This is a genomic window from Escherichia coli, from assembly GCF_036503815.1.
Lineage (GTDB): Bacteria > Pseudomonadota > Gammaproteobacteria > Enterobacterales > Enterobacteriaceae > Escherichia > Escherichia coli_F.
Genome location: NZ_AP027764.1, coordinates 2037212 through 2055010, shown reverse-complemented (window position 1 = coordinate 2055010; position 17799 = coordinate 2037212). Strand labels below are relative to the sequence as shown.

25 protein-coding genes, 4 tRNA genes and 2 pseudogenes are annotated in these 17799 nt (G+C 47.1%); 11 read left to right on the top strand and 20 right to left on the bottom strand.

Annotated elements, in window-relative coordinates; translation table 11 throughout:
• Positions 1 to 21 precede the first annotated feature (21 nt).
• The 13 genes from AABJ99_RS09685 to hokD all read right to left on the bottom strand — a co-directional run bounded on the left by AABJ99_RS09685 (position 22) and on the right by hokD (position 5470).
• Positions 22 to 459, bottom strand: a complete 438-nt coding sequence (locus tag AABJ99_RS09685; RefSeq protein WP_338387544.1) for a lysis protein — start codon at positions 457 to 459, stop codon at positions 22 to 24.
• Positions 456 to 989 (bottom strand): lysozyme, encoded by a 534-nt coding sequence (gene rrrQ / locus AABJ99_RS09680; protein WP_001274714.1) that lies wholly within the window; start codon positions 987 to 989, stop codon positions 456 to 458. The genes AABJ99_RS09685 and rrrQ overlap by 4 nt, the downstream gene beginning before the upstream one ends.
• Positions 990 to 1044: 55 nt before the next feature.
• On the bottom strand, positions 1045 to 1359 hold the full coding sequence (locus tag AABJ99_RS09675; protein WP_000193273.1) for a YdfR family protein: 315 nt from the start codon (positions 1357 to 1359) through the stop codon (positions 1045 to 1047).
• Positions 1360 to 1363: 4 nt separating this feature from the next.
• Entirely contained in the window at positions 1364 to 1579 is a 216-nt protein-coding gene (locus AABJ99_RS09670) for a class II holin family protein (protein ID WP_000839572.1), read from the bottom strand.
• 292 nt (positions 1580 to 1871) lie between these two features.
• Positions 1872 to 1946 (bottom strand) — tRNA-Gly (locus tag AABJ99_RS09665).
• Between the two features lie 3 nt (positions 1947 to 1949).
• A tRNA-Thr gene (locus AABJ99_RS09660) sits at positions 1950 to 2025 on the bottom strand.
• 80 nt (positions 2026 to 2105) lie between these two features.
• Positions 2106 to 2181 (bottom strand) — tRNA-Ile (locus AABJ99_RS09655).
• Positions 2182 to 2392: 211 nt separating this feature from the next.
• Positions 2393 to 3082: a bacteriophage antitermination protein Q gene (locus AABJ99_RS09650; RefSeq protein WP_176264476.1), complete on the bottom strand. Its 690-nt coding sequence runs from the start codon at positions 3080 to 3082 to the stop codon at positions 2393 to 2395.
• Positions 3079 to 3438, bottom strand: a complete 360-nt coding sequence (locus AABJ99_RS09645; protein ID WP_063102584.1) for a RusA family crossover junction endodeoxyribonuclease — start codon at positions 3436 to 3438, stop codon at positions 3079 to 3081. The genes AABJ99_RS09650 and AABJ99_RS09645 overlap by 4 nt, the downstream gene beginning before the upstream one ends.
• A 12-nt stretch (positions 3439 to 3450) precedes the next feature.
• Positions 3451 to 4500 carry a DUF968 domain-containing protein gene (locus AABJ99_RS09640; RefSeq protein ID WP_328103417.1) on the bottom strand — a complete coding sequence of 350 codons (1050 nt, stop codon included), beginning with the start codon at positions 4498 to 4500 and terminating at the stop codon, positions 3451 to 3453.
• A gap of 1 nt (position 4501) precedes the next feature.
• Positions 4502 to 4780 carry a hypothetical protein gene (locus tag AABJ99_RS09635; RefSeq protein WP_012304870.1) on the bottom strand — a complete coding sequence of 93 codons (279 nt, stop codon included), beginning with the start codon at positions 4778 to 4780 and terminating at the stop codon, positions 4502 to 4504.
• A gap of 66 nt (positions 4781 to 4846) precedes the next feature.
• Positions 4847 to 5098 (bottom strand): protein Rem, encoded by a 252-nt coding sequence (gene rem, locus AABJ99_RS09630; protein ID WP_000980984.1) that lies wholly within the window; start codon positions 5096 to 5098, stop codon positions 4847 to 4849.
• Positions 5099 to 5314: 216 nt separating this feature from the next.
• Positions 5315 to 5470 carry a type I toxin-antitoxin system toxin HokD gene (hokD, locus tag AABJ99_RS09625; RefSeq protein WP_168796021.1) on the bottom strand — a complete coding sequence of 52 codons (156 nt, stop codon included), beginning with the start codon at positions 5468 to 5470 and terminating at the stop codon, positions 5315 to 5317.
• 703 nt (positions 5471 to 6173) lie between these two features.
• On the opposite strand from hokD, the gene AABJ99_RS09620 reads away from it, so the two are divergent.
• Positions 6174 to 6947, top strand: coding sequence for an alpha/beta hydrolase (locus AABJ99_RS09620; protein WP_097308368.1), 774 nt, complete (start codon positions 6174 to 6176; stop codon positions 6945 to 6947).
• Positions 6948 to 7311: 364 nt separating this feature from the next.
• Here the strand turns inward: AABJ99_RS09620 and AABJ99_RS09615 are convergent, their stop codons facing one another.
• From AABJ99_RS09615 to dicC, 6 genes and pseudogenes are all read right to left on the bottom strand, one after another.
• On the bottom strand, positions 7312 to 7728 hold the full coding sequence (locus AABJ99_RS09615) for a DUF977 family protein (protein WP_097308367.1): 417 nt from the start codon (positions 7726 to 7728) through the stop codon (positions 7312 to 7314).
• A gap of 15 nt (positions 7729 to 7743) precedes the next feature.
• Positions 7744 to 8513 (bottom strand): annotated as a pseudogene (locus AABJ99_RS09610) (DUF1627 domain-containing protein).
• 32 nt (positions 8514 to 8545) lie between these two features.
• A complete protein-coding gene (locus tag AABJ99_RS09605; protein ID WP_235767641.1) occupies positions 8546 to 9007 on the bottom strand; it encodes a replication protein P in 462 nt (153 codons plus the stop codon).
• The gene (locus AABJ99_RS09600; protein WP_136758899.1) at positions 9000 to 10040 is read right to left on the bottom strand and encodes a DnaT-like ssDNA-binding domain-containing protein; all 1041 of its coding nucleotides are present in this window, start codon (positions 10038 to 10040) and stop codon (positions 9000 to 9002) included. The genes AABJ99_RS09605 and AABJ99_RS09600 overlap by 8 nt, the downstream gene beginning before the upstream one ends.
• Entirely contained in the window at positions 10012 to 10563 is a 552-nt protein-coding gene (locus AABJ99_RS09595; protein WP_328103327.1) for a toxin YdaT family protein, read from the bottom strand. Before AABJ99_RS09595 ends, AABJ99_RS09600 begins: the two co-directional genes overlap by 29 nt.
• Positions 10547 to 10777: a dicB transcriptional regulator DicC gene (gene dicC, locus AABJ99_RS09590; RefSeq protein WP_000920571.1), complete on the bottom strand. Its 231-nt coding sequence runs from the start codon at positions 10775 to 10777 to the stop codon at positions 10547 to 10549. Before dicC ends, AABJ99_RS09595 begins: the two co-directional genes overlap by 17 nt.
• Positions 10778 to 10859: 82 nt before the next feature.
• Here dicC and dicA point away from each other — a divergent pair, with 82 nt between their 5' ends.
• The 9 genes and pseudogenes from dicA to AABJ99_RS09545 all read left to right on the top strand — a co-directional run bounded on the left by dicA (position 10860) and on the right by AABJ99_RS09545 (position 16787).
• Positions 10860 to 11267, top strand: a complete 408-nt coding sequence (dicA, locus tag AABJ99_RS09585) for a helix-turn-helix domain-containing protein (protein WP_001585633.1) — start codon at positions 10860 to 10862, stop codon at positions 11265 to 11267.
• A 165-nt stretch (positions 11268 to 11432) separates the two neighbouring features.
• Positions 11433 to 11588, top strand: coding sequence for a DUF1391 family protein (gene ydfA / locus AABJ99_RS09580; protein ID WP_328103328.1), 156 nt, complete (start codon positions 11433 to 11435; stop codon positions 11586 to 11588).
• Position 11589: 1 nt separating this feature from the next.
• Positions 11590 to 11718, top strand: coding sequence for a protein YdfB (gene ydfB / locus AABJ99_RS09575; RefSeq protein WP_021573425.1), 129 nt, complete (start codon positions 11590 to 11592; stop codon positions 11716 to 11718).
• Positions 11719 to 11747: 29 nt separating this feature from the next.
• Positions 11748 to 11966, top strand: coding sequence for a protein YdfC (ydfC, locus tag AABJ99_RS09570; protein ID WP_094284572.1), 219 nt, complete (start codon positions 11748 to 11750; stop codon positions 11964 to 11966).
• A 567-nt stretch (positions 11967 to 12533) separates the two neighbouring features.
• Positions 12534 to 12722 carry a cell division inhibition protein DicB gene (dicB, locus tag AABJ99_RS09565; RefSeq protein WP_000854559.1) on the top strand — a complete coding sequence of 63 codons (189 nt, stop codon included), beginning with the start codon at positions 12534 to 12536 and terminating at the stop codon, positions 12720 to 12722.
• Positions 12719 to 12910, top strand: coding sequence for a lysis protein YdfD (gene ydfD / locus AABJ99_RS09560; RefSeq protein ID WP_338387570.1), 192 nt, complete (start codon positions 12719 to 12721; stop codon positions 12908 to 12910). The genes dicB and ydfD overlap by 4 nt, the downstream gene beginning before the upstream one ends.
• 93 nt (positions 12911 to 13003) lie before the next feature.
• The gene (locus AABJ99_RS09555) at positions 13004 to 15475 is read left to right on the top strand and encodes an exonuclease (RefSeq protein WP_338387543.1); all 2472 of its coding nucleotides are present in this window, start codon (positions 13004 to 13006) and stop codon (positions 15473 to 15475) included.
• 58 nt (positions 15476 to 15533) lie between these two features.
• Positions 15534 to 15737, top strand: a complete 204-nt coding sequence (locus AABJ99_RS09550) for a DUF4224 domain-containing protein (protein WP_000096344.1) — start codon at positions 15534 to 15536, stop codon at positions 15735 to 15737.
• Positions 15737 to 16787 (top strand): annotated as a pseudogene (locus tag AABJ99_RS09545) (tyrosine-type recombinase/integrase). The gene AABJ99_RS09550 and the pseudogene AABJ99_RS09545 overlap by 1 nt, the downstream one beginning before the upstream one ends.
• 27 nt (positions 16788 to 16814) lie before the next feature.
• On the opposite strand, the gene AABJ99_RS09540 reads toward AABJ99_RS09545, so the two are convergent.
• Positions 16815 to 16904: transfer RNA gene (locus AABJ99_RS09540), tRNA-Ser, on the bottom strand.
• A gap of 93 nt (positions 16905 to 16997) precedes the next feature.
• Between AABJ99_RS09540 and mtfA the strand changes: the two genes are divergently transcribed.
• Complete coding sequence (mtfA, locus tag AABJ99_RS09535) at positions 16998 to 17795, top strand: DgsA anti-repressor MtfA (RefSeq protein WP_001302302.1); 798 nt, start codon at positions 16998 to 17000, stop codon at positions 17793 to 17795.
• Positions 17796 to 17799: the final 4 nt, after the last annotated feature.

The following is a 17799-nucleotide window of genomic DNA, read 5'->3' as shown; positions in this document are numbered from 1 at the left end:
CTTTGTGATTTGCAAAAAAAATTATTTCAGGCATTGCGTCCTGATGTACTCCTGCAGGTAGTTAACCTGCGCGGTTATCCTGTCGATTCCACTTCGGAGACGGTAATAATTGAGTTCAGCATCTGCTGTAAGTCCTGGGCTTTCTCCATCGCCCATGCTGCTGGCTCCGGTCTTTGACTTTGCACAGGAGGCGGCGACTTGCAGCCGCTTACGCCCAGCAGAAACATCATCACGGAGACTTTCGATAGTCGCGTTAGCATCAGCAAGCTCCTTTGTATATCTGGCATCGAGTTCTGCTACGTCACGTTGACGCTTCTGCATGTCAGCGATGATGGATGTGGCTTTGTCGCGCTGTTCTTTGTAGGTCATGGCGTTATCACGGTAATGATTAACAGCCCATGACAGGCAGACGATGATGCAGATAACCAGAGTATAAATAATCGCTGCGACTCTGCTCACTGATCTATCCCCCAACAGGCTAATGCGCTTTCCTGGTCACGACGAATAACCTGTCCATAGCAGTTATTTGAACGTATGCGGCAATCGCGCCCACCATCTTTTATCCACCAGCGAATCGCCTCGCATGCGCCCTTACGATCACCGGCATTCAGCCGCTTATAAAACGTCGACGGGAAACACTTACCGGGGCCAATGTTATAGGGACAGAATGACGCTATACCCGCTTTCTGTGGTTCGGTCAGTGGTACTTTAATATTGCGCTCCACCCATGCCAGCGCCTTATCACGTTCAATAGCGTTAACCTGGTCGCATTTTTCCTTCGACAGCTTCATTCCCGGTATGACGGGCTTACCATCCACCATTGTGGCACCACGACAGATTGTCCATATACCGGAACCATCGCGGTATGCCGTAGTGTGGTTACCCTCTTTTTCATCCAGAAACTGGTCAAGTATTTGAGGAGCAGACGCGCCTGCAGCAATCAGCGCCAGAACAGCAGCTGACAGGCCGTATTTGATTTTTGCGCTCATGGATATTTATCAGGATGCTACCAATGAAAGATACTGGAAATCCAACTGCAAAAAGCTAACAACCTGTAATCGAGTTATCAGAACTGTTAATTTTTATGGTATACCGCGCCTCTGAACAGGGGCGCGTTTCTGGCAACAGCTCGTCCCCTTCACATAACCCGGCAGCAACATCCAGGAAGACCTGTCTGATGCTCCTTCTGGCTGCTGCCTCATAAAACTCCAGCGCGGCACCTTCAACACGGTCCAGCGAGATGTCCAGGTCAAAAATTTCACCGTCAAAGCGTTTTTTGTCCCGTAACGCTAAAGTTACCGTAACTTTATTCTCAAAATTGCGGATCCCTTTCACAATCAGTTCATAGTTTTGAGTCATTGAATTACTCTCCCCGTGCAGCCTTACGCTTGTCTTCTCTGATTTTGAAGTACAGATTTGTCAGATAAGTCAGGAAGCCCAGAACCAGACTCCCCAGTACACCAATCGCAGCCCACTGTGACGGACTGACCTGATCAAGCCACTGTAAAAACCAGTAGCCAGCACTGCCTGCGGAGGTGCCGTAGGCAATGCCCGTTGAAATTTTGTCCATGGATTTCATAGCCTCACCTCCGCAAATAACGGATGGCGTAGTTTTACACTGAGAAATGAAAGGGATTTGAAAAGAAAAAAACGCAAAAGCGGGCGAAACGATATATACAGTAAGGAAAGCACTCTATCCAACAAACCACCCACAGTTAATCGGAATAAAAGCAGAGTGCTTATGAATGATCGCCTGCCCGAAGGTTAGTATTTCTGCACAGCAATTTTGCAAAAAAAAGCGATCATTCATAACTTAAACGTCTTTCAGTCACTCCGGGATTTCCCATCATCGCAGACTGAAAGACTCTAACTGGAGCGGGTAGCGGGAATCGAACCCGCATCATCAGCTTGGAAGGCTGAGGTAATAGCCATTATACGATGCCCGCATATGGTGCCGACTACCGGAATCGAACTGGTGACCTACTGATTACAAGTCAGTTGCTCTACCTACTGAGCTAAATCGGCACTGGACCGCCACCGGGGACTCGAACCTCGCACACTCAACTTAAAGGGTTGACGCTCTTTCCTGATGAACTGGTGGCGGTTGGTGGCCCTTGCTGGATTTGAACCAGCGACCTGGCGATTATGAGTCGCTCGCTCTCACCACTGAGCTAAAGGGCCGGGCGCAGGATAATAACGTTACGAAATCAATGTTGCAAGCATTCAAGAATCACCTGGTTAAAAATCACCCTTACTTCCTCCACCAGCGCATTCACCATGTCTATCCGAGATAAGTGGCACAAAAAAAACCCGCTTGTGGGCGGGTTTTGTTTGCTTTTGCCATCACGTACAAAATCGGCAAAATATCAGATTTGCATGAAATATATGCCTTTCAATCTACTTTTGCAACACTTTGCTTTGAAAATGCCGCCTTTTGTTTTGAACGTGTTCTCATTACAAACAATAAAGCCTCACTATCCAGTCGTTGAAAAATGTGTTTCATTGCAACCCAGTGACGAGTAAATGTTTTGGACCAGTTTTTAGTTGTCACTCCCGCCAGTAATGCCAGATCCTGGTATTCATAACCTTCCCCACCAAAAAGTTCTGCTTTTACTGCCTGCGCCGCCAGCCAGATTAATTTTTTCAGGCGTTCCTGCGTTTTCCCTGCAATTTTTCTGGTACCGGATTGAGTATTAAATTCATTCCACGCCCACTGTGTTATCGCGATATGGTGCTCCCAGCAAATATTTCCGCCGTAGCACCACAACAGCCAGGCTTTATGATGTTCTTCAAGAGACATAACAGCCCGCCGCCATGATGATGTCGAAAACTCAACCGGACTTACCAGAGGAATTGACGTCCCCTTCGCCAGCGATTGCTTTCCCGGGATTGGTGGATTATCCCGCGTTATCATTTTTCCAGTCACTTCATCGCGGTACCGGATTTTTTTTCGCCTGTAACGCCCTGTATCGAACATGGCATTCTCCTGCCAGGCTTCAAGCTGACCTTTTGTTGCCCCACTCAAATCGGCGGTGGCGATAATGAGCTGCTCACGCACAAACTGTAAATACTGGTTATTCATGCGCACTCCAGTTCTGTTATTTTTATCCCCAGCCGCCCACCGGGAACGAGCTGACCGCGTACAATATTGATTTCATCAAACTGCTCGTCGTCTATGAGAAGTCCGGCATGCGTCAGCGCATCCAGTGGTGCTTTCAGGATATTGTCCAGGTCACGACGGCGCTTATCCGGTGGCTCTGCAATAATCTTTATCGCCAGCCTTCCGGACAGGTTTAATTTCAGCCGCTGCTGGCGAACAATTAGCGCCACATCACGGCGATAACGCTCACCGACTTTTGATACAAAATATGTGTTGCCACGACGTCGCCAGTAAGTATTCACCGTCGGCGGATAAGGCAAAACAAACTCTATACGCATCAGTAACCTCTTTTACCCAAGCACGCCGATTGCAAAGGCGTGATCAAGAAAACGAAAAATTAAATCAACCTGAGAACCATGCTTTTCTTCGAACGCCAGCGGATCCGCATGAAGTTCGTTGTGATGTTCCCGGCACAACGGTAACGTGAAAATATCGTGGGCCTTTGTTCCCATCCCTCCCTGACCGTGACCAATCAGGTGATGGGGATCGTTGGCTGGTTGACCACAACACGCACACGGCTGTGTCTTCACCCAGCGCGTATATTTCTCATTTACCCAACGGCGACGTTTAGGTCGCCTCATGAAAGATTCCGGAGACTCCGGATCAACGGTGATGCATACCACCGTCTTTTCCAGTGGTGGGTTCTGTTGCTGGTGGGAGTGAGGCAACGGCGCAAGATTTTTTGTGCGCTGCTTCAGTATGCTGGTGGCGGTCTGCTCTCCCGGTACGATGTCGCTTTCGCGGTACACCGCGCGGATTTTTTCCACACGTAACCCCAGAGAACGACGTAATACTGCCTCCGGAAGCGCGTCCGCCACTTGATTGCAGACCGCCCACCAGGATAATTCAGCCAGCGATAACTCCCTCTCCTGCGTGCCATTCATTGCATGGCGTATGACGTCAATCATCCATGCTGACAGGTTTTGATGAGCAAGTTGCCCGAGTAATTCGGATGTCTGGTCACGCAGCTGGTTGTCGCAGTGCCAGCACAACACCATCGCGCCGGTACCGTAACGATGTATGACGATTTCACTGTGATGATAGTCACCATGAGGCCACTGGCAGGATTTGACATGACGCAACAGCCAGTCAGACAGTGCCCCAGCGCCGCCAGCAGCACGAATCACCCGCTCATCGCTGAAAAATGGCAGTAATGATTTATCCTCCGCCAGCGGCTGGTGAACGGCAGGGACGACTCCGGATGGCAGGCCGCACATGCTTTTCGGTTCCGGCTCCACCAGCACTCGAGGATTGTGAAATATCTGTATGGATTCACGGCCCGGCTTAAGGACCACCAGCCCAAGCTCAGGCACCAGAACAGGTCTAAGTAATACCCGCACGTTACCTCCAGATCCGTTGCTGGAAAGTGCGGGACGCACGTGGTGGGCGTTCGGAATAAGGCAGCCTGACAGAGATTATCCAGTGCCGATAGTCGAGACTGAGAGCTTTCTTAACCTCGAACCCGCGCCTGCGGTAAGAATGAATAAGCCATTCGGCCTGCTCTGCAGTGCATGGAGGGTGCTGGAACCATTCAGACTTGAATGCGTGAGAATACCGCCCGTGCGTGCAGGCAAGAACGGGCGAATTATCAGAATTGTAATATTTTGCGTTGCGTGCCATCGGTTTTCTCCGGTGGCACGGTGTTACTCAGCGGGAGTTCAGCCCCGCGCAAGATTGTAGATGAGTTTATTCTTCTGAAAAAGCAGAAAAGCCAGCTTTTATTCCGATCTCTTTCAATGCCTGTAATGAAGTGACAAACTCACCTTCGCGCAAGATAAATCCGTCCGTGACCCGAGCATCCACAAAATTAATTAACGCAGCCCCATTCTTTCGCAAACACAGAATGCGGTAATGACTAACAATGTTTCCATTTTCAACGCACACAGCATAGAGGCCATCTTCACAAAAAATTTTACGCAGTTCTTCGATGTTCATCATCAGAATCCTTCCGGATAATTAGCTCTCCCCGTTAAGGGACCATCCCTCTTATCCCTGCGCGCTACTTAAGTATTTTTGATTCTATTCCGGCACCGTCAAGAACTTCAAACGCGTTGAAAATAAAAACAAAAACCCGCCGAAGCGGGTTAAGTGCGGGTGCGTTGAGGATGCCTGACACATCAGAGGTGGCGAGGGATTTCTCCCCCGCCTGGTCTCTTACTCCTCAGGTTCGTAAGCTGTGAAGACAGCGACCTCCGTCTGGCCGGTTCGGATTCGCACCTCGCAGAGGTCTTTCCTCGTTACCAGTGCCGTCACTATGATGGTTAAACAGATGACGATCAGGGCGATTAACATCGCCTTTTGCTGCTTCATAGCCTGCTTCTCCTTGCCTTTCGGCACGTAAGAGGCTAACCTACATGTGTTCAGTATGGATTGAGCCTCAGATTAATGTTAAGCGTCTTGCCGGACGCGTGATGTTAACTGGGGCTTTTCTCTATCTGCCGTTGGTGTTCATGCCCGAGGCAGATAGCCTCAAGCACCCGCAGCCATTCTACTTAACTTCCCATTACATCACCAATATGAAATCAGTTTGAGTGGTCATAATGACGCTCCCTTGTTATTGTTTTGCTTAAGGTCTCAATCATCGGGTTATGAGACGTACAGGGTGAAACTACCGGATCACCGCACGGTGAGCTTTTCGGCTATCACATTCGCCTGCCATTATTCAGATGTGCACGTACATACGACGATAAAAACACACTCTCGGCGTGTGTTTGCCGTGGTGAATATCAGGGTGCTATATCCCGACGCCATATTTTGCTGAAGTACGTTGGACTGTGGGTTGGTTCATTGACATAGCAGTTATCTGTCTTCAAATCCCTGAACAAACGATGCGAACGAGAATCAATATCAAATGTATTGACAAGTAAAACAGTAACGATGTACCTTTGCTGATAACATATATCAGCGATTAAATCATAATGGAGGTAGATAAAAAACCTAGATTCATACAACAAATTGTTCATCAGTGACATAGTATATCTTAATAATCCTTTAATGCTCATGGGGAGAACGTATGACTAAACACATGGACATTCATTGTCAAACACGCATATTTAACTCAATTAACTATGACACAAAATATAAAATATGCGTTTTTACTCCAAAAAACATTAAAAAAAATAATACAACTCTTTATATACTTGATGGAAATAGCGCCAACAATAACATTTCTGATATTCTTCCTGTTATTGATGCACTACCCAATCCACCAGTGTTAGTTACACTGAGTTACGAATCTTGGGATAAGCTTAATATTCACCGCCGTGCTTACGATTACACTCCTGGTGGTGAAAATGCTATTATTGATAACTCCAAACCAGCATGGATCTACTTCACTGGTGGAGGAAGTCAGAGTTTCCGAGAATTATTGCTAACTCAGATCATGCCCTGGGTCAGCACCATTGTTCCGACATCCTCAAAACTCGGTATATGGGGACACTCACTAGGTGCTATTTTTGTTCTTGATTGTTTAAAAAACAATTCATGTTTTAACTATTATTATATCTCAGCACCATCACTTCTATGGCAGGATGAAAGAATCATCAAGATCATAAAAAATGACATGCCAGAATCAAAGCATACTAAAAGTATATGCTTACTTAGCGGAGATCTTAGCCTTGATTACTCCACATCTTTATATCCTGAAGCCATTAAAGCAGAATCTGTTTTGAAAAATATTTTAGCAGAAAAATATAGTAATTTTTCTGTCGTACAATTTCCAGAACTCAATCATCAGGAGACTTTCGCTGCTGCACTCTGGAATAGTATTATTCATTTCAGCATATAACAGCAGAGATATAATCACTTTATCACTCTGGCTAACATAACTGACACCAATCCTAATGGGTCATTGAGCATATTAATAAGCACAGTAAAAGATAACCCCTAATTTGTGCATTGCTGTGTTCTTAGACCCATTAAAATATTCCATTTGTTTTTCAGATAATCATAACCACATTCACTTAGCCACCTTCTATATTATCCCCCCAATTTCTTAGTTGGAACTGGTTCAACTCTTACACTCGCATACTGGGACCACTTTATCAACATACGAATAGCATCCATGCTGCGAATTATTGCTATGCAATTTCCATATATCTACACTTTTCCCATCTGTTACAATACCAGAAGCTAAAGATTTCATATTGTTTTCACTGCTCCATCATTACTCCTGTGTAAAATATCAAAACTCTCTGCATCACTTCACTGTTACGGCACTCATTACAAATTATATTATGACGCCTGTCGTAGCGACGTATTTCTCCGTCATCTAATGACCAGATAAGGCCCGGATCAACCACAGCGGGTTTCTTCGCCCTTGCCCTAGTGAGTTTTTTGCGGGCATTTTGCCAGTCCTTACGAGCCTGTTCAGACGAGAATAACCCGTAACCAGAGTTGTATACATCGCCACTGGCAACCAGCTCTCTGGCGAGAACGCTCATCAGATATCTTGTCGCACCTGTCTTGGCTTCCAGTTGCCGTAACGTCTCGCGCCCACTCCGGCGTACTAGTTCAACAACCTGCCCTTTAATTTTTTCTCGCTCTTCTTGTGTAAATACTTTTGCCATAAGCGCCTCCGGCAATCACTTTTCCGATACAACACGGCGGGAAGAATCAGTAATCTGTCGAACAATATCCCGGTGCTTGTTCAGCTCCCTCAGCAAGGCGCAGACTCTCTCCCACTTCTGAACATGATTTTTCGCCCGACGCAATTCGCGGTTTGCCATATGCAGCGATGGTAAAACCAGGTCATCCGCTCGCGTTTCAGTAAACGATGGCAACGATTGCACAATATCAGCCACAGTTTCTGTTTTAATATCTTCCTGTGTTGCCGCTTTCTGTACTGGTAACGCAACACCGGCTGGCTGAGGAAAGGCTTTACCATCAGTTTCCGTTACCGATGCAGCTTTCGGCTCTGCTGGTAAACTATCACCCGGCATGCAGTAGCGAAATTTACCGTTCTGGTTTACGCGTGCCAGCCGCCCCGTTGCGGTTGCTACCGCCAGCGTGGAAGCAACCTTGCGAGTGCTGACACTGAACTACCCGCCAGTTCCTCACACGTTTTAGCTCCCTCCTGACCGATAAACTCAATTATCATATCAGCGGTAACTTTTCGTTCGACTTCCCTGGTTAGCGCATCCGATGCTTCAGATTGCGCTGCCTGCTCTTCGGTTACCCCGGATTCACCTTCGCCAGCCAGAAACCAGGTGTGACCAGTTTTATCAACGACGCCATTTCTTTTGAGTTCCCACAGCTCGTTCAGCACTTCTTCACGACTGATATCAAGTCGCGCAGCCAGCTCTACCGACGTGGCTTTTCCCATCGCTTTCAGTGCGTCAAAAACAGTCTCCATAAATTTCCTCACGGTAAAAATTACTTCTCAAATCAGACAAACCCAGCCGCTTTCCGGCGTTCATATTCCTGTTTCAGCAACTCAATTGGCGTTGGTCCCGCAGGACGTTTGGGTGCTGCCAGTTGTCGCCGGACAGGCGGAACACTCAGGCCGTTACTAACATGCTTTGCCCATTTCGTCAGCTGCCGTTCTGCAAGCCGTTTTAATTCCCCTTCGGTCATCTGGCGCTCAATCCCCTTTGAACGCATCTCGAGGCAAATGTGATACAGCACAGGCTGAGACCACGGGTACTTATCACTTCCGTCGTATTGCCAGGATTCATTGCGCCAGAGGCGGTACTCCTCCATCACAGCATCCACCGTCAGACCAAATGGGTTAGCCCCACTTTCTGAAATCAACGCCACAAACTCAGCCAGGTCCGGAGGCCATGTTTCACCCGCCCGGCAGCGGTCCATGCACTGGCGGCAGACCTGTCGGATTTGCTGCTCAGTCATCGCGCCAATCTGTGCAATCCAGAGCTTCGAAGGTGCGGCCCCATTCTTCTGGGTCCAGCGGTTCGAATAAACCTCCCCCATGAGCTCCCACAGCTTCCAGGCCGTTTCCGTCGCTGATAAATCCGTTTTCACGTTCCCACTGCTCACGTGCTGCCCGAATTTCCTGAACTGCCCGTGATGCGGTGCCACCTGGTGCTGCTGCATGGTTTACCCCCTTGCTGACTGGTTTAACCTGCGCCCTGACGTGATTTACGTGACGGGCGAATTTCTGCTCCCACTGAATCTGCGTAAACACTTTCCCCTCCGCTGTCCAGTAGTCCCGGAAGGCGGCAAGTTCAGCAGGTGTAAATTCTGTCTCCGGCAAAGCCATCCCCCACAACGCAGCCCGTCGTCGAAAATCCCGTGACGGATACCAGCTATCGGTCATCGGAAATTTTCCGATGGGTTCGCTCAGGCCATCCAGGAATACAGGGGGTGCTGCCTGTAACGACAAAACTTCCTGCTCACTGGTCGGAGCACTCTCGCGTGTGTTATGTGTGGGGTTTAGATCTTTGGGTTCCTTTGGGTTCCGTGATCCATTTTTGGGTGTCTTTGATGGAAAATTTGGGTGTCTTTGGTTATTTTCCATGCAGCTAAGAGTTCCGTTTTTGGGTCTGTTTTGTGCTGAAACATAGCCATTTTCGGTACTGTTTTTATTAACAGTACCAATTTTACCCACCTTTAAAGACTCCCGTTTTTGGGTGTATTCAGCCTCGGTAACACTTTCTTCAACACCGATAAGTCGGTACACTACGATCTGCTTTGTTCGGCCTTTTCTCTCACCGGTATCAACAATTAACCCAATCTCCATCAGGTGTCGTAAGCTGTCCTGCACAGTCTTTTTGTTCAGTTCCGTTACTTCTGCCAGTGCAGATACAGACGGGTATGCACACAAATCGGCACCGCACATATCAGCAAGCCAGGTTAATACTGACTTACTGGATGAACTGCCGGTTTTCACCTTTTTAGCCCATCGTAGTGCATCGATACTCATACGAACCCCAGACAGATATTTGTTTATCTGCAAAGTAATATTGGTATTGCTGACGATACGCATGCTTGAAAGCAATAGCTTTTTCTATAAGCTCGTCAGTCTCACGTTCCACAACAGCTGGATCCGCAAAAAGCAGCCCGGACTCCACCACATCACCATATTCTTTGTTTAACCCGGCGATCATGTACGTAATGCTTTTTCCGTCAGTAATTTCACAATACAACCTGAAATCACTGATCCGGATAGCCTCCATAATTGCCGGAATCAGTGCCGTGAATTTTTCACGCTTATCCCTGGTGTCGATAGCTTTCCAGCGTTCGAATATCTTCACCCGGTTAACGCCCAGCGCCCGTTGATCAACCTCGCCATCATTAAACGTGACGCGTTGAACATCGATGTTCGGGCGTTCTTTCAGAGCCCAGAATGCTTCCGTGATTAATATCGTCGCCTGCTCCTGTGTCATTCCTGGTCGGCATACCCAGGCATCCAGAGCCTCACAAACCTGTTCAGGGGTGATTTTCATTGTTCAACCGCCCCGCCCGCTTTGCCTTACGATATTCGTCATAAACTTTGGGGTCGTACTGAAGTTCCCCGCCGGATGCCTCTTGCAGGCGCATCGCGCGACCTTCAGGAACTAGCTCCCCTTTCCAGCTATAAAGCGAAGCCAAACGAATACCAGCAGCTTGTGCAAGTTTTGTTTTTGAACCGAAATACAAAAGTGCGTCAGTTTTAAGCATTTAAAGCACCTAATTGTTAGTCATGACTAACAAAATAGATGTTAACAAAAACATAGTCAATAAGATTTAGCATTAGCTAACTATGGATACAAAAAATTTAACCATTGGCGAACGCATTAGATATCGCCGAAAAAACCTCAAATACACCCAAAGGTCTCTTGCTAAAGCCCTGAAAATTTCTCATGTATCGGTTTCACAATGGGAACGGGATGATAGCGAACCTACAGGGAAGAATCTTTTTGCCCTCAGCAACGTACTGCAGTGCTCGCCAACATGGATTCTATTTGGCGATGAAGACAAGCAGCCATCACCACCTATTGAGGAGCCAGTTGCTCTATCCCCCAAAGAACATGAGCTCCTTGAGCTTTTTAATGCATTGCCTGAATCAGAACAGGATGCTCAACTCACCGAGATGCGCGCCCGAGTAAAAAATTTCAACAAACTCTTTGAAGAGTTATTAAAAGCCCGTCAACGAACAAATAAAAGATAACGCAATCAATGCGTTATCTTTTGGGTTGCCAAAAACGTTAGTCATAACAAACAAAATACTTGACCATTCTGTTAGTTATAGCTAATCTTACTTACATCAAGACACCGCACGGTGTTCTCAGCAAACAGTTCCGCTACCCCGGCGTTAAGGGGAAATGAGGTCAGCATGGATACTATCGATCTTGGCAACAACGAATCTCTGGTATACGGCGTGTTTCCCAACCAGGACGGCACATTCACCGCGATGACGTATACCAAAAGCAAAACGTTTAAAACCAAAAATGGTGCCCGTCGATGGCTGGAAAGAAACTCAGGTGAGTGATATGGATTTCGACACAATTATGGAAAAGGCTTACGAAGAATACTTCGAAGGCCTTGCCGAAGGCGAAGAAGCTCTCAGCTTCAGTGAGTTTAAACAGGCGCTTTCCAGTTTGGCAAAATCTAACGGCTGATAAGCGAAACAGCACCGCGAGGAACCAGTATGCAGAAACGAGAACCCGTCATCATCGCGCCAGACTATACCGATGATGAACTTTATGAGTGGATGCGCCAGAAAATTAATGCAGCGCAGGATCTGAAATGGGCCAATGAAGCCAGGGCTAAGCAGGCTGAAAATCTGTCCGCTCTGGAGCAGGATATCACCAAGCTGGAAAAAGCAGCGGCATTAAGCATTGCCAGAATGATTACATACCCGCGTTAATAGCTAACCAACGAAGCTAAGGTTGGTAATTAAGGAGTTCTCCACGGGTGAGGTGGAGTGCGTGCGCCGGACACGGGTGAGCATCCGGCACCGGCAGTTTACTGAAAGGATATATCCCTGAAAAGTCAGGGCATAACGCGAAAGCGCACGGCGAGGTAGCTGGTTCATAGATAGCCTGTCGTTAAATTTTCGTCGACCGTGCGCTTCCGGTTGTGGCAACCCGCGAAATGGCGCGGCGGTAAGTATGGCGGGGTTATTCCTTCCCCGTTGAGGACACCGAGTTGTCAGGTTGACCATACGCTTAAGTGACAACCCCGCTGCAACGCCCTCTGTTATCAATTTTCTGGTGACGTTTGGCGGTATCAGTTTTACTCCGTGACTGCTCTGCCTCCGTTTTTAAAGTGAATTTTGTGATGCGGTGAATGCGGCTAAGCGCACGCGGAACAGTTAAAACCAAAAACAGTGTTATGGATGGATTCTCTGTATCCGGCGTTAATTGTTAACTGGTTAACGCCACCTGGAGGCACCAGGCACTGCATCACAAAATTCATTGTTGAGGACGCGATAATGAAAACGTTATTACCAAACGTTAATACGTCTGAAGGTTGTTTTGAAATTGGTGTCACTATCAGTAACCCTGTATTTACTGAAGATGCCATTAACAAGAGAAAACAAGAACGGGAGCTATTAAATAAAATATGCATTGTTTCAATGCTGGCTCGTTTACGTCTGATGCCAAAAGGATGTGCACAATAAATTCAGCATTTGCGCTTGTTCTGACAGTTTTTCTTGTTTCCGGAGAGCCAGTTGATATTGCAGTCAGTGTTCACAGGACAATGCAGGAGTGTATGACTGCAGCAACCGAACAGAAAATTCCCGGTAACTGTTACCCGGTCGATAAAGTTATTCACCAGGATAATATCGAAATCCCGGAAGGTCTTTAAAACAGTTCCGTAATAAATATCCGGTTTCATTCTTATATGCCAGCAATGGCAGGGATTTGTTCATCCTTAAATCTGTCATGAGGTTAAAACAAAATGAGTAAAGTCTTTATTTGCGCCGCTATTCCTGACGAACTGGCAACAAGGGAAGAAGGCGCTGTGGCTGTAGCCACAGCCATTGAAGCTGGCGACGAACGCCGTGCTCGAGCAAAATTTCACTGGCAGTTCCTGGAACATTATCCGGCTGCTCAGGACTGCGCTTATAAATTTATTGTCTGCGAGGATAAACCTGGCATACCCCGCCCTGCCCTCGATTCATGGGATGCTGAATATATGCAGGAAAACCGCTGGGATGAGGAGTCTGCTTCTTTTGTCCCGGTTGAGACTGAATCCGATCCGATGAACGTCACTTTTGACAAGCTGGCCCCTGAAGTACAGAACGCTGTCATGGTTAAGTTCGACACATGTGAAAACATCACCGTTGATATGGTTATTAGCGCACAGGAATTGTTGCAGGAAGGCATGGCAACATTCGACGGACATATCGTTGAAGCGTTGATGAAAATGCCAGAAGTTAACGCCATGTATCCGGAGCTTAAGTTGCACGCCATTGGGTGGGTTAAGCATAAATGTATTCCTGGTGCTAAATGGCCCGAAATTCAGGCAGAGATGCGCATCTGGAAAAAACGTCGCGAAGGTGAACGCAAGGAAACCGGAAAATACACGTCTGTTGTTGATCTCGCCCGCGCCAGAGTCAATCAACAGTACACTGAAAATTCAACAGGAAAAATCAGCCCGGTCATTGCTGCCATTCATCGCGAATACAAGCAGACATGGAAAACACTGGATGACGAACTGGCCTACGCTCTCTGGCCTGGTGATGTGGATGCCGGAAACATTGACGGCAGCATCCATCGCTGGGCAAAAAATGAAGTTATCGACAACGACCGCGAAGACTGGAAGCGTATCTCGGCATCAATGCGCAAACAGCCTGATGCCCTTCGCTACGACCGCCAAACTATTTTTGGCCTTGTCCGTGAGCGTCCGATCGACATTCACAAAGATCCCGTAGCACTGAACAAATATATCTGCGAATACCTGACGACAAAGGGCGTGTTTGAGAATGAAGAAACAGACCTGGTCACTGTTGATGTTCTCCAGTCATCAGAAACACAAACTGATGCAGTGGAAACTGAGGTATCTGATATCCCAAAAAATGAAACCGCGCCGGAAGCTGAACCATCTGTAGAGCGTGAGGGGCCGTTCTATTTCCTCTTCGCAGATAAGGACGGAGAAAAATACGGTCGCGCAAACAAACTTTCTGGTCTGGATAAGGCACTGGCTGCTGGCGCCACTGAAATCACAAAAGAAGAATATTTTGCCCGAAAAAATGGCACATACACGGGCTTACCGCAAAATGTAGATACCGCTGAAGATTCAGAACAACCAGAGCCGATAAAAGTTACCGCTGACGAAGTAAACAAAATTATGCAGGCAGCCAATATCAGCCAGCCTGACGCCGATAAGTTGCTTGCTGCATCACGTGGTGAATTTGTTGAAGGGATTAGTGACCCGAATGATCCGAAATGGGTTAAAGGGATCCAGACTAGCGATTCTGTGAACCAGAACCAGCATGAATCGGAACGGAACGACCAAAAAGCGGAACAAAACAGTCCAAATGCGTTACAAAACGAGCCAGAAACGAAACAGCCTGAACCAGTGGCGCAACAGGAAGTGGAAAAAGTCTGCACCGCCTGCGGTCAGACCGGCGGCGGCAACTGCCCTGATTGTGGCGCGGTGATGGGCGACGCAACATACCAGGAAACATTCGATGAAGAGTATCAGGTTGAAGTTCAGGAAGATGATCCGGAGGAAATGGAAGGCGCTGAACATCCACACAAGGAGAACACTGGCGGCAATCAGCATCACGATAGCGATAATGAAACTGGCGAGACGGCAGATCACTCAATTAAGGTGAACGGTCATCACGAAATCACATCCACCAGCAGGACGTGTGACCATCTAATGATCGACCTTGAAACCATGGGAAAAAATCCTGATGCCCCGATCATCTCAATAGGTGCAATATTTTTCGATCCGCAAACCGGAGATATGGGACCTGAATTTAGTAAGACTATCGATCTGGAAACTGCTGGCGGAGTCATTGATCGGGACACCATTAAATGGTGGCTTAAGCAATCACGCGAAGCGCAATCTGCCATTATGACCGATGAAATCCCGTTAGATGATGCACTGTTACAATTGCGGGAATTTATCGACGAAAACTCCGGTGAATTTTTTGTTCAGGTCTGGGGAAATGGAGCCAACTTCGACAACACGATTTTGCGCCGTTCATACGAACGGCAGGGGATCCCCTGCCCGTGGCGTTACTACAACGATCGCGATGTACGCACAATCGTTGAGCTGGGGAAATCCATAGACTTCGATGCCAGAACGGCTATTCCATTCGAAGGTGAGCGCCATAATGCACTTGATGACGCCCGTTACCAGGCAAAATACGTTTCAGTTATCTGGCAAAAACTGATCCCGAGTCAGGCTGATTTTTAATGTTCAACCCTAATTGCCGCTAACCGTATATAGTTAGCGGCGGTTATGAGATATAGCTATGAGCAGCTTATTTTTAACCGAAGATGAATTGCTAATATTAACGGGCTGCAAATATGCAAGTCACCAGCGAAAATGGTTAATGGAAAACGGGCTTCCGTTCTATACCAATCGTAGTGGCAAACCGATTGTCAGCCGGGATCTATTTACCTGCAATAAAACTTTACCACCACGCGAGGTAGAGCCGAATTTTGGTGCGATCTGATGGGAAGACGAAGGAAAAATCCTGAACACGAAAAATTACCTCCAAATGTATACCCAAATAAATATAGTTATGTATGGAAACCAACATCCAGAGAATCTGTAACACTAACCGCCATCAAGGATGGTTTAGCTGCTTTATGGAAAAAGTATGAGGAAACTGTAAATAATCGCGATCGTGCAATGACATTCGGTCGCTTGTGGGAAAAATTCCTCGCCAGCGCCTGTTACAGTGACCTCAGTCCAAGAACACAAAAAGATTATCTGCAACATCAAAAAAAGTTGCTTGCCGTATTCGGTAAGGTGCCGGCAGATTCCATAAAACCAGAACACATCCGTCGATACATGGACAAGAGAGGGGAACAGAGTAAAACGCAAGCCAACCATGAAAAAAGCAGTATGTCCCGCGTTTACAGTTGGGGGTATGAGCGAGGATACGTGAAGGCTAACCCATGTGCAGGTGTAAGTAAATTCAAGGCCAAAAACCGCGAACGATATGTAACCGACAAAGAATACCAGGCAGTATTAAGCGTTGCACCTCTTCCTGTTTTTATCGCAATGGAAATTGCCTATCTGTGTGCAGCGAGGGTTTCCGATGTGTTATCGCTGAAATGGGAGCAGATTGGAAACGACGGGATCTTTATCCAGCAAGGGAAAACAGGGAAAAAACAGATAAAAGCATGGAGTCCACGATTACAGGCGGCGATCGAAAAAGCAAAACAGTTACCAACATCCGCCTATGTAATCAGCAATCAATACGGCAACCGATATATGTACAAAGGCTTTAACGAAATGTGGGTAGAAGCAAGAAATCGCGCAGGCAAAATTTCAGGTATTTTAACCGACTTCACCTTTCATGATCTGAAGGCGAAAGGAATTTCAGACTATGAAGGAAGCAGCCGGGATAAGCAACTTTTCTCTGGTCACAAAACCGAAGGGCAAGTGCTAATCTATGACAGGAAGGTTAAAGTTTCACCAACACTTGATGTCCCGTTACCTGAAAATATTCCAAGAAAATATTCCAAGTAATTCCAAGTGTGATTTTTGTCACTGACTTAATGATGTGTAATTGATTGAATTTTGGCGGAGAGAGGGGGATTTGAACCCCCGGTGGAGTTGCCCCCACTCCGGTTTTCGAGACCGGTCCGTTCAGCCGCTCCGGCATCTCTCCGTTCAGATGGTTGCCATGATGCCAGGAAATTTGGCATTTTAACAGTCCCTGTCCGTGCAATTTTGTTCAAGTGACGAGTTTGCGAGCAAAACGATGATTAAGTGGCCCTGGAAAGTACAAGAATCAGCACATCAAACTGCCCTTCCCTGGCAGGAAGCACTATCGATTCCCCTTTTAACGTGTCTGACGGAACAGGAACAAAGCAAATTAGTCACTCTTGCCGAACGTTTTTTACAGCAAAAACGGCTTGTTCCCTTACAGGGCTTTGAGCTGGATTCATTAAGAAGCTGCCGGATAGCCCTTCTATTTTGCCTGCCCGTTCTGGAGTTAGGGCTAGAATGGCTGGATGGTTTTCATGAAGTCTTAATTTACCCTGCGCCATTTGTAGTCGATGATGAGTGGGAAGACGATATCGGTTTAGTGCATAACCAACGTATTGTTCAGTCAGGTCAGAGCTGGCAGCAAGGGCCAATCGTTTTGAACTGGTTGGATATACAAGATTCGTTTGATGCTTCTGGTTTTAACCTGATTATTCATGAAGTCGCTCATAAGCTGGACACCCGTAATGGCGATCGCGCCAGCGGAGTTCCCTTTATTCCGTTGCGTGAGGTTGCTGGCTGGGAACACGATCTTCATGCTGCAATGAACAACATTCAGGAAGAGATCGAATTGGTTGGCGAGAATGCGGCGAGCATTGATGCTTATGCTGCCAGTGATCCTGCTGAGTGTTTTGCTGTACTTTCTGAATATTTCTTTAGCGCCCCAGAACTTTTTGCTCCTCGTTTCCCTTCATTGTGGCAACGTTTCTGCCAATTTTATCAACAAGATCCTTTGCAGAGACTGCATCACGCTAATGATACAGACTCGTTTTCGGCGACGAATGTTCATTAATTAA

Excerpts from the sequence above, each read along its gene's own strand:
- mtfA (WP_001302302.1), top strand. The coding sequence starts at position 16,998 with ATGATTAAGTGGCCCTGGAAAGTACAAGAATCAGCACATCAAACTGCC.
- dicA (WP_001585633.1), top strand. The coding sequence starts at position 10,860 with ATGGATACAAAAAATTTAACCATTGGCGAACGCATTAGATATCGCCGA.
- AABJ99_RS09555 (WP_338387543.1), top strand. The coding sequence starts at position 13,004 with ATGAGTAAAGTCTTTATTTGCGCCGCTATTCCTGACGAACTGGCAACA.
- AABJ99_RS09595 (WP_328103327.1), bottom strand. The coding sequence starts at position 10,563 with ATGAAAATCACCCCTGAACAGGTTTGTGAGGCTCTGGATGCCTGGGTA.
- AABJ99_RS09670 (WP_000839572.1), bottom strand. The coding sequence starts at position 1,579 with ATGAAATCCATGGACAAAATTTCAACGGGCATTGCCTACGGCACCTCC.
- AABJ99_RS09650 (WP_176264476.1), bottom strand. The coding sequence starts at position 3,082 with ATGAATAACCAGTATTTACAGTTTGTGCGTGAGCAGCTCATTATCGCC.
- ydfA (WP_328103328.1), top strand. The coding sequence starts at position 11,433 with ATGGATACTATCGATCTTGGCAACAACGAATCTCTGGTATACGGCGTG.
- AABJ99_RS09620 (WP_097308368.1), top strand. The coding sequence starts at position 6,174 with ATGACTAAACACATGGACATTCATTGTCAAACACGCATATTTAACTCA.
- dicB (WP_000854559.1), top strand. The coding sequence starts at position 12,534 with ATGAAAACGTTATTACCAAACGTTAATACGTCTGAAGGTTGTTTTGAA.
- AABJ99_RS09645 (WP_063102584.1), bottom strand. The coding sequence starts at position 3,438 with ATGCGTATAGAGTTTGTTTTGCCTTATCCGCCGACGGTGAATACTTAC.
- ydfC (WP_094284572.1), top strand. The coding sequence starts at position 11,748 with ATGCAGAAACGAGAACCCGTCATCATCGCGCCAGACTATACCGATGAT.
- AABJ99_RS09615 (WP_097308367.1), bottom strand. The coding sequence starts at position 7,728 with ATGGCAAAAGTATTTACACAAGAAGAGCGAGAAAAAATTAAAGGGCAG.
- hokD (WP_168796021.1), bottom strand. The coding sequence starts at position 5,470 with ATGAAGCAGCAAAAGGCGATGTTAATCGCCCTGATCGTCATCTGTTTA.
- AABJ99_RS09605 (WP_235767641.1), bottom strand. The coding sequence starts at position 9,007 with ATGACTGAGCAGCAAATCCGACAGGTCTGCCGCCAGTGCATGGACCGC.
- rrrQ (WP_001274714.1), bottom strand. The coding sequence starts at position 989 with ATGAGCGCAAAAATCAAATACGGCCTGTCAGCTGCTGTTCTGGCGCTG.
- ydfB (WP_021573425.1), top strand. The coding sequence starts at position 11,590 with ATGGATTTCGACACAATTATGGAAAAGGCTTACGAAGAATACTTCGAA.
- AABJ99_RS09600 (WP_136758899.1), bottom strand. The coding sequence starts at position 10,040 with ATGAGTATCGATGCACTACGATGGGCTAAAAAGGTGAAAACCGGCAGT.
- AABJ99_RS09635 (WP_012304870.1), bottom strand. The coding sequence starts at position 4,780 with ATGGCACGCAACGCAAAATATTACAATTCTGATAATTCGCCCGTTCTT.
- dicC (WP_000920571.1), bottom strand. The coding sequence starts at position 10,777 with ATGCTTAAAACTGACGCACTTTTGTATTTCGGTTCAAAAACAAAACTT.
- rem (WP_000980984.1), bottom strand. The coding sequence starts at position 5,098 with ATGATGAACATCGAAGAACTGCGTAAAATTTTTTGTGAAGATGGCCTC.
- AABJ99_RS09550 (WP_000096344.1), top strand. The coding sequence starts at position 15,534 with ATGAGCAGCTTATTTTTAACCGAAGATGAATTGCTAATATTAACGGGC.
- AABJ99_RS09675 (WP_000193273.1), bottom strand. The coding sequence starts at position 1,359 with ATGACTCAAAACTATGAACTGATTGTGAAAGGGATCCGCAATTTTGAG.